Source organism: Vreelandella glaciei (assembly GCF_013415125.1).
Classification (GTDB): domain Bacteria; phylum Pseudomonadota; class Gammaproteobacteria; order Pseudomonadales; family Halomonadaceae; genus Vreelandella; species Vreelandella glaciei.
Map to the genome: position 1 here is coordinate 1 of NZ_JACCDE010000077.1, position 1,560 is coordinate 1,560.

General features: G+C 56.3%; 1 protein-coding gene. It reads right to left on the reverse strand.

What is annotated here, in order from left to right:
- Positions 1 to 161: 161 nt before the first annotated feature.
- Complete coding sequence (locus tag HZS80_RS23190; protein ID WP_179917458.1) at positions 162 to 1,463, reverse strand: IS1380 family transposase; 1,302 nt, start codon at positions 1,461 to 1,463, stop codon at positions 162 to 164.
- Positions 1,464 to 1,560: the final 97 nt, after the last annotated feature.

Genomic DNA, 1,560 nt, shown 5'->3' on the forward strand with positions numbered 1-1,560 from the left:
CCTGGATTTCTCATAGTACCTCAGCCAGTACCGCACTCAGGCTGTAACACCGCTAAACACCTACTGGCTCGACTTACATCGGCTACTTTTTAACCACTTTCCGTCCTTCAGACACACTTCCCCCTTTCCCCCATTGCGTCGGGCCGGGGGCGCCCGAGCAGTCAGTTCGGCACCAACCGCCTGACCAGATCGGATAGCGCCGTTTTATAGGGGTAGCTGTCACTCATCAACACCCGGATGCGGCGCGTATTGCGGAGGATGACCGCGCCTACTTTGATGAGCTTGAGCCTCAGGTTGCTTGGACTCATGCGCGCGAAGGGCGTGTGCTTCAGGTAAGTCCGTAACCGCTCGAACAGCGTATAAGCGAAGCCCGACAAGATCAGCCGCCACTGATTGGCCCACCAGTGCGTGCTGGAGGTCCGGTCAGCAAACAGGCTCAGTTGTTGATCCTTGATCCGGTTCTCCATGTCACCCCGGGCACAGTACTGCTCGTAGTAAAGCTTGAAGCCGTCATCGTAACGAGAGCTGATGATAAACCGGGGATTAGAGCCTAACTCACCTTCTTCTAGGCGGGCCACCACCCAGCGTGGGTATTTCCAGGAGCGGGCTTGATACTGGAAGCGGAACGTCCCCGCTACTTTCCCTCCCACCTGCCATTGGGTCTTGCGCACCAGCATCATGGGGACGTCCACTTCCTTGAGCAGCCGGCTGTTCTTTGCGATTCCCACGATGTAGTCGACGTGATGCCGATCACACCAGTTCAGCATCCGGGGACGACAAAAGTGGCTATCACCTCGTAACACGATGCGCGTATCGGGCCAGTATTGACGGATAAAGCGTACCAGTAAGGCGAGGATCGCCCAGCTATGGCGGCTGTCGCTGCGGTCACTGGTGCGCAGATAGCTCACCAGTAAGTGGCGCCCACAGAAGACATACAGTGGGAAGTAGCAGTGGTGATCGTAATAACGGTTAAAGAACTTGCCGGGTTGCTCGCCATGCACGGGGATGTCGGTGCCATCAAAGTCCAGCACGATCTCCTTGGGTGGTTCGTCATGCTGTTCAATGAAGTGATGCCACAGCAACTCATGGGCCTTCACTATTGCTTGCCGATCGGCGTTCTGCTCCACCCGGCACAGCGTCGACTTGCCTGCCAGCGTATCCTCTTCACCGAGCGCTGTCTGAAGGGCCTGATCATAGCGCAGGGCCTCATGGTCGTTGAAATCTTCATAGCCAGCGGCGACACCGAACACCCGCTGACGAACCAACGTGTCGAGCTTATGACGAACCTGTTCCGGTGAGCGGGGATCATGAAGCACGGCGGCCAAGCGGCGTGTTAGGCGATGCTGTTTATCGACTTCACGAAGCAGGAGTAATCCGGCGTCCGACGTAATGTGGCCCCCGGAGAAGTCGGCTTCAATTTGGCGGCGAGAGAGTGGCGAGAAGGTCAGCTTTTCAGGTACCATTTTGGAAGCGGCTGTTGGTGTTGGTTTTTGGTGTAAGGCCCTGAAACGTTAACACTTTCAGCCGCTTTCTTTTATACCCTGTGAGAAATCCGGGCTA

Bases quoted from the DNA above. Each gene is read 5' to 3' on its own strand.
- HZS80_RS23190 (WP_179917458.1), bottom strand. From the start codon at position 1,463: ATGGTACCTGAAAAGCTGACCTTCTCGCCACTCTCTCGCCGCCAAATT.